The following is an 8,032-nucleotide window of genomic DNA, read 5'->3' on the forward strand; positions in this document are numbered from 1 at the left end:
TTCTAATTTATTTTTGAATTAAAAATCCATTTGGATAGCATTGAAGGAGTTGTTTTATGCGTATTGTCTTGGATCTTCAAGGCGCTCAAACACCCAATACTCGTTTTCGTGGTATTGGCCGTTATGTACTTTCCCTCGCCTTGGCGATTGCCAGAAATCGTGGAGAGCACGAAATTTTTATTGCTCTTAATGGGTTGTTTCCCGAAAGTATTGAACCGATACGAGCTGCATTTGATGGAATACTGCCACAGGAGCATATTCGTGTGTGGTACAGTGCAAATGAAAATGATTGGTCTCATCAAACAGCTGAACTGATACATGAAGCATTTCTTGCTCATTTAAAGCCCGATATAGTACTTGTCGGCAGTTTTTTCGAAGGTTCAAATGGAGGTGGTGTCGCCACGAGTATCGGTAGACTAAGTAAAACAATACCTGTAGCTGTCGTGATGCATGATTTAATTCCCCTGGTGTACTCGGAACATTACCTACACGATTCAAAAACAAAAAAGTGGTACTTTAAAAAGCTTGAGTCTTTGGGGCAAGCTGACTTACTGTTATCTAACTCAGAGCACTCAAGGCAGGAAGCGTTAAAATATTTAAGTTTTCCAGAAGACAAAATTGTTAATATTTCTTCCGCTGTGGATGACTATTTTAAACCCATAAAAGTAAATAATGCAGAGAGTTTAAGGAAACGATATGGATTAACCCATCCATTTGTTTTATATACTGGCGGAATTGATTTTCGCAAGAACATTGATGGATTAATTCGCGCCTATGCGAAATTACCACTCGAGGTTCGTAATCAGCATCAATTGGTGATCGTGTGTTCTATAACACGAACCGAAAAGAAAAAACTTCTTTCGTTGGCGGCCTCACGTGGTTTGGCGGCTCACGAATTAATACTTCCCGGATTTATACCAAGCGTTGATCTGCTGGGTTTGTATAATTTATGCAAAATTTTTGTATTTCCTTCTTTGCATGAGGGATTTGGTTTGCCTATTCTTGAAGCAATGTCGTGTGGTCAAGCAGTAATTGGATCGAATAAGAGCAGTATCCCTGAAGTCATTGGCAGAGAGGATAATCTATTTGACCCCCGCAATGATGAGTCAATAACAAAAATGCTCTTCAAGGTATTAATGGACGATGATTTTCGGAATGAACTAAAGCATTTCTCACTTGAGCAGGCTAAATTATTCTCTTGGGATATCAGTGCTCGTAAGGCAATAAATGCATTGGTCGCTTGGGATAGTGAACGAAAAAAACAAGGCAGAACTTTACTGAGTACGAGCAAACGACTCAAGTTGGCTTATGTTTCACCTCTTCCTCCGGAATGTAGCGGGATAAGTTACTACAGTGCTGAACTATTACCTTCGCTGAGTCGATTTTATGAAATCGAAGTCGTTGTAGCACAAGATGAAGTTTATGATTCATGGATTACTGCCAATCATCCTGTTCGCTCGCTTGAATGGTTTCAAAACAATGGAGTCAACTACTACGATCGGGTGATTTACCATTTTGGTAATTCGGTGTTCCATCAACATATGTTTGAGTTATGTAAACAAATACCTGGTGTAATTGTGCTACATGATTTTTTCCTCTCCGGAATTATTGACCATATGGCTTTTCATGGGACATCAAAAAATTTATTTAATTTAGAGTTATATTATTCGCATGGATATAAAGGATGTCTGGATAACACGAATGATCATGATAAAGCGCTGTCTAAATATCCATGTAATTTGCGAATTCTACAAGCAGCCAGAGGCGTTATTGTCCATTCAGAGTTCTCGCGGTATTTAGCCGATCATTTTTATGGAGTCAATGCCGCAAGGGAATGGGCTGTTATTCCTCATTTAAGAAAACCGGTTGAAATAATTGATAAAATTACGGCGCGCCAACAATTAGGTCTTAACCCTGATGCATTTATAGTATGTAGTTTTGGAATATTAGGGCCTAATAAAGCAAACAATAGATTATTAGAGGCTTGGTTGGCTTCTGAGCTTGGACGCGATACACAGTGCAACCTTATCTTTGTAGGACAAAATGATCCTAAAAGTGCTTATGGGAAACAGTTATTAACCACTATTAATGCTGGTTTGGGAAAAAATGTAACGATTACTGGATGGTGTGATGAGCCAACGTACCAGTTGTATCTAGCCGCTGCAGATCTAGCGGTTCAACTGCGAAAAAACTCTCGGGGAGAAACATCTGGAACAGTATTAGATTGTATGAATTATGGTATTCCTACGATTGTGAATGCACATGGCAGCCTCAGCGAATTGCCAGATAACTGTGTGTGGAAGTTACCAGACGAGTATACTGATATTCAACTGAAAGAGTCCCTTGAACTTTTTTGGAATGATAAAAATCGTCGATTAGTACTAGGGGACTTGGCACAAAAACATATAAGAGCTCAGCACGCTCCTTATGATTGTGCACAGAGATATTTTCATTCAATTGAAAAAATTTATGATATGGCTTCAGCTGATATTTTTTCATTAGGTAAGTCAGTAGCTCAACTCAAGGCTTATTCTCCAAATACGCACGATTTAATACGGTTAGCCAGAGATGTGGCTCAGTCTATTCCCAAATCCATTCCTATCCGACAATTTTTTATTGATATATCCATGCTCATTGTTGAGGATGTGAAATCAGGAATTCAACGAGTGACACGAAGCATTTTAAAAGGATTATTGGAGGCGCCACCATCAGGTTATAGAGTAGAACCTGTTTATGCTTCTGAGCGTCATACGTACCGGTATGCTCGTAAATTCACGCTTAATTTATTATCTTGTCCTTCTGAGGGCTTTGAAGACACACCCATTGACGCTTTTGCCGGCGATATTTTTCTAGGTTTGGATTTATGCCCAGGTATTGTACCCAGACATGAAGAATATCTGCTGAATCTTCGTCGCAAGGGCGTTTCTATTTATTTTGTTATTTATGATTTACTACCCATATTAATGCCGCAAATGTTTACTCCTGAAACGGAGAAAAGGCACCAATCCTGGATGAACACGGTTTCAATGTTTGACGGTGGATTATGTATATCCCAAGCAGTGGCTGATAATGTGTTTGACTATTTAAATGGTTTTAAATCAGAACACTCTCGCCCCTTCAAGGTTGGCTATTTTCATCTTGGTGCTGATATTGAAAACTCGTTACCAACGCATGGGATCAATAGTAATGAGGAGGAAGTTCTACAACAATTGGAACAAGACCCTACTTTTATCATGGTTGGAACCGTTGAGCCACGAAAAGGTCATAAACACGTGCTAAACGCATTTGAAATATTATGGTCGCAAGGGCTCCGGGCTAATTTGGTTATTATAGGAAAGAGGGGATGGAATGTAGAAAAACTAGTCCAAAAATTGCAAACACACCCGCAATTATTTAAAAATTTATTTTGGCTAGAACACGTTAGTGATGAGTTTTTAGAACGGCTTTACGCTTCCTCCTCATGTATGCTGGCTGCGAGTGAAGGTGAGGGATTTGGTTTACCTCTAATTGAGGCAGCGAAATATAAACTTCCCATCATTGCACGTGATCTGAAGGTCTTTCGTGAAATAGCCGGTAGTCATGCTACCTATTTTAACTCCAATCATCCCGCTGATCTTGCCGAGACTATTCTCTTTTGGCTTGATAATTTTAAAGAAAAAACTCACATCTTATCGGAAGATATGTCCTGGCTTACATGGGAACAAAGTACACAGCAACTGCTGGAGGTGCTTTTCAAGGAGCAGTGGTATACACAATTGACCTCAGATCCTGGTGAGCTTGATTGGAGTCAAGGTTCAGAGATGAATGAAGATGCATTAGAGTCGGAGGTAGAATGCAACTAAAAAAATCTCCTAAAATCGCAATGATCACTGGAATAACAGGCCAAGATGGCGCGTACCTGGCTGAGTTATTATTAGAAAAAAAATACGTGGTCTATGGTGCTTATCGTCGGTCTAGTGCCACTAATTTTTGGCGAATTAAAGAGTTAGGTATCGATAAGCATCCAAATTTGCATTTGGTTGAATTTGATTTAACTGACTTGAGTTCGATTATAGGCTTACTTAGGAAAAGCCAGGCGACGGAAGTATATAACTTGGCAGCACAGAGTTTCGTCACTTCTTCTTTTGAACAACCGATGATGACTTCTTCAATCACAGCACTTGGTGCTTTAAATATTTTAGAAGCAATTCGTATTGTGAATCCGATGATTCGTTTTTACCAGGCAAGTACTTCGGAGATGTTTGGGAAAGTGCAAACTGTGCCGCAAACTGAATTAACGCCCTTTTATCCTCGTAGCCCTTACGGGGTTGCGAAATTGTATGCCCATTGGATGACTGTTAATTATCGTGAAAGTTACAACCTGTTTGCGTGTAGTGGCATCCTGTTTAATCACGAATCTCCCCTGAGAGGTAGTGAATTTATTACGAGAAAAATAACCAACGGCATTGCAAAAATCAAATTGGGTCTGCTTGATGTCTTAGAAATAGGAAACCTGGAAGCGAAACGAGATTGGGGGTTTGCCAGGGAATATGTAGAGGGTATGTGGCGTATGCTGCAAGCAGAGGAACCTGATACCTATGTATTGGCAACTCAGCGTACTGAAAGTGTTCGACATTTCGTAAACCTGGCTGCACAAGCAGCGGGTTTTGATCTTGTTTGGGAGGGAAGTGGTTCTAATGAAATAGCTGTGGATCAACGCACAGGAAAGACTATAGTGCAAGTTAATCCTCAATTCTATCGGCCGGCAGAAGTAGATTTACTGATTGGTGATGCCTCCAAAGCAAAAAAATGCCTGGGGTGGGAGCCTAAAATAACTTTAGAACATTTATGTCAAATGATGTTCGAAGCGGATCTTCAACGAAATAAGCGTGGGGTAGCTCTATAATGAAGAAGGTTATTATTACCGGCGCAACAGGGTTTACCGGTTATTATCTTTCTCTGGAACTGATCCGTGCTGGAATGAACGTAATCGGTCTTTGCCAACGCCTGCCGTCCCATCCGATTCCGCAAGTGAGTTATTTTGCATGCGATCTTTTAAATAAAGAGGAGCTGTGCAAGATAGTTAAAGAAATTGAGCCAGAAGTGGTTGTTCATTTAGCGGCGATTTCCTTTATAGGACAGAATAATGCGGAAACAATGTACCTGACGAATATTATCGGAACCCGGAATTTATTAGAGTCTTTATCCCAATTATCAAAATGTCCGCATAACATTCTCTTGGCCAGTAGCGGCAATATTTATGGAAATACGGACCGTGAGTTCATTGATGAAACAGTATCTGCCGCACCAGTCAATGATTATTCCGTTAGCAAATTATCTATGGAGTACATGGCGAGACTCTGGATGAGCGAGCTTCCTATTACCATTGTGCGTCCATTTAATTATACGGGCGTGGAGCAGCCATCTCTATTTTTGGTGCCAAAATTAGTAACGCATTTTTCGCAACGTGCTGATTTTTTGGAATTAGGCAACTTAAACATCGTGCGGGATTTCTCTGACGTACGTGATGTTGTACGCGCATATCGACGACTCATAGAGGTAGGCGGTGTTGCCGATGAGGTTGTTAATATTTGTACTGGCCAAGGGTACTCTTTGCAGCAGATACTCTCCATATTGAGTAAGTTAACGGGGCATATGCCGGAAATTCGGGTTAATCCCTCATTTGTTCGCAGTCATGAAATAAAACATTTAGTTGGATGTAACCAAAAGCTTGAACAAATTATAGGACCTTTTGCTCACTTTTCTTTAGAAGAGACCTTAAATTGGATGTTAGAAGCTTAATTTTTAAGTTGACAATTCATCCTTATAGCCTATCTGCCGCGAACAAGTCATGGCACATGTACGGCGGTAGAGATGAGGAGTCAAAATAACCTACTTTGAATGCTTAATTTAAATACACTTAAAGGGTATAATATTTTCTCTAATTGAAGAATTTTGAAGTTAATTGGAAATTATTATGTCTTTATTGTCACGAGAAGATTTTGTAAACATCTGTACAGAAACTATTTTAAACACTAGAAAAAAAATAACGATCGGGAATCAAAAAAGTGGATATGTAAAATATCACCGTGAGATTAAAGAAAACAACTATATCTCTAAAAATATCCGAGCCCATCTTATTTCTACCACAGAAGATGAATATATGTATCGACATGATCTGATTGAACATGTTGGTTTGGGTAATTGTCATGAGCTTGCAGATTATCTTTTGGTAGAAGTTGGTAAAGAAATTACTCGCAAAGGTGCAAAGGCACGCATTCGTATTGTGAGTTCGCTCAAATGTGATCATGTTTATTTAGAAATTATGATTCGTTTAAAAGGGGAAAAGGATTATTCAATTTGGGAGGTTGATGCTTGGGACCCACGAATTATTGATATCAGTACGCGACCTGATGGTTCAATTAAAAATCATGAATCTCTTATCTATGGATATTCAGCAAACACACAAAACTCTGTATATACCGATCAGATTAACTACAATCGCCGATACACATTTTTTAATGCAATACCAAAGCCATTGCCTGGAAGTCCCCCCGCTGGAAGTGCTACACCGGAACGAGAGATCTTGGAGAAGCATGCTAAAATGTACGATGATTACACTTTAGAAGAGTCAATGGAAGCAGGAATGTTTGACACCTCTGGAGACGTTCATTACTTACAACAAGTTTCAAGTTGGCAGCACTAGTATAAGGGTAGTTTGAGAGTTTCTGTAATTTCAGAATTTTAAATGAGCTGTACCACTTTTTAAGAGATAGCGAGCTTCATCTGGAGGAAATAAGGTGAAGTTCAGTTTGAATTTTAAGAATTCGGTAGCTACCATTCCATGGTAAACTGCAGCTCATCATCTTCATCACGCGGCGGTGTCGCTTGAACTACATTTTTTGGTTCTTTAGTTTTAGGTATTAAGACAGCAGCATTTTTTTCTAATTGTTCAATCTTTTCTAGTAAAATCTTTTGGTGCTCTATTAATTGTTTACGAGCCTTCTCGTTTTCAATTTGCTTTTCATAAACGTTGGATTGTTCTTTTAACTCTTCATTGGCTGATTGGAGCTTGCAAACGTCATGCTCTAAAGTCTTGCGAGTCTCATAATTAGTGCATTCTCGCTTTGCTTCATTGATTGATTCCTTGTGTACAAAACGTAAGAAAAAACGTTTAACTAAACCAGGTTGTTTATCTGCTAAAAAACGGGCCCAACCTCCTGGTTCCTTTGCGGGTAGAGTCTCTATTTGTTCATTAAGTTCAGTAATCGTTTTGGTATTGGTTTGCCACTGTTTTTTTAAGCGGTTGAATTCTGAAACCATATCCTCTAGCTCTTCTTTTACCCCCTTACCCATATTTATGAGCGCTTTATCGATTTTGGGTAGTTTTATTTTAAAGTTATCAATAATATCAATTAAGTTATCATCTGTAAGCGCTTCTATAATATACAAATAGTCGTTATCCTCGGCGATATTTCGAGCTTTTTTTAATTGTTCAAAAGCTTTATAGCAGATGAGGCTAATAAATTCCTTCTCTAATGCTAGGATTTCATTAATAGCGGATTCAATTTTTTTGCCAGCCTCCTTTGCACCTTCGTCTCTTCTGGTAAGCCTATGAAGTGTTTCACCCATTTTGATCTCATACATCATTCCTGTTTAGTATAATTTTAGTACAAAAATATTAGTGATTTATTAACACTTAAAAGTGATTATCCTGCTCCAGACATGATTTGATAATTCGCGATTTATAGGGTTGAATTTACCCATCAATTATATTTTAAATGTAACTCCCCACGTCATCCCGAACCCGAGCGCAGCGAGGGTGAGGGATCTCCTGCGGTGTATCTCGGATACAGTCATGTAAAAAAACATTTGAAAAATTATGTGGTTGTGATCAAATAGCTGCATGAAATACTACGAACAAATCATCAGCACACTATTGGCTAGGATTGCGGAACTAGAAAAGAGAGTGACGCAACAGGCGGCAAGGATAGCAGAGTAAGACAACAGATAGTCCAACTGAACAGGAAATCTATATGCATAAGGAATCATA

The 8,032-nt window shown here is 39.1% G+C and carries 5 protein-coding genes; 4 read left to right on the forward strand and 1 reads right to left on the reverse strand.

Features of this window, described 5'->3' with window-relative positions:
- Positions 1 to 56 precede the first annotated feature (56 nt).
- The 4 genes from BW930_RS15315 (at position 57) to BW930_RS15330 (ending at position 6,685) form a co-directional block, all read left to right on the forward strand.
- Positions 57 to 3,842 carry a glycosyltransferase gene (locus BW930_RS15315; RefSeq protein ID WP_064276615.1) on the forward strand — a complete coding sequence of 1,262 codons (3,786 nt, stop codon included), beginning with the start codon at positions 57 to 59 and terminating at the stop codon, positions 3,840 to 3,842.
- On the forward strand, positions 3,833 to 4,885 hold the full coding sequence (gene gmd, locus BW930_RS15320; protein ID WP_058469423.1) for a GDP-mannose 4,6-dehydratase: 1,053 nt from the start codon (positions 3,833 to 3,835) through the stop codon (positions 4,883 to 4,885). Before BW930_RS15315 ends, gmd begins: the two co-directional genes overlap by 10 nt.
- Positions 4,885 to 5,781, forward strand: coding sequence for a GDP-mannose 4,6-dehydratase (locus BW930_RS15325; protein WP_058469424.1), 897 nt, complete (start codon positions 4,885 to 4,887; stop codon positions 5,779 to 5,781). Before gmd ends, BW930_RS15325 begins: the two co-directional genes overlap by 1 nt.
- Positions 5,782 to 5,956: 175 nt before the next feature.
- Positions 5,957 to 6,685, forward strand: coding sequence for a hypothetical protein (locus BW930_RS15330; RefSeq protein WP_058469425.1), 729 nt, complete (start codon positions 5,957 to 5,959; stop codon positions 6,683 to 6,685).
- A gap of 128 nt (positions 6,686 to 6,813) precedes the next feature.
- Here BW930_RS15330 and BW930_RS15335 read toward each other — a convergent pair whose 3' ends face one another.
- Positions 6,814 to 7,611: a hypothetical protein gene (locus tag BW930_RS15335; RefSeq protein WP_058469426.1), complete on the reverse strand. Its 798-nt coding sequence runs from the start codon at positions 7,609 to 7,611 to the stop codon at positions 6,814 to 6,816.
- Positions 7,612 to 8,032 lie beyond the last annotated feature (421 nt).

The organism is Fluoribacter gormanii (assembly GCF_900156395.1).
Lineage (GTDB): Bacteria > Pseudomonadota > Gammaproteobacteria > Legionellales > Legionellaceae > Legionella > Legionella gormanii.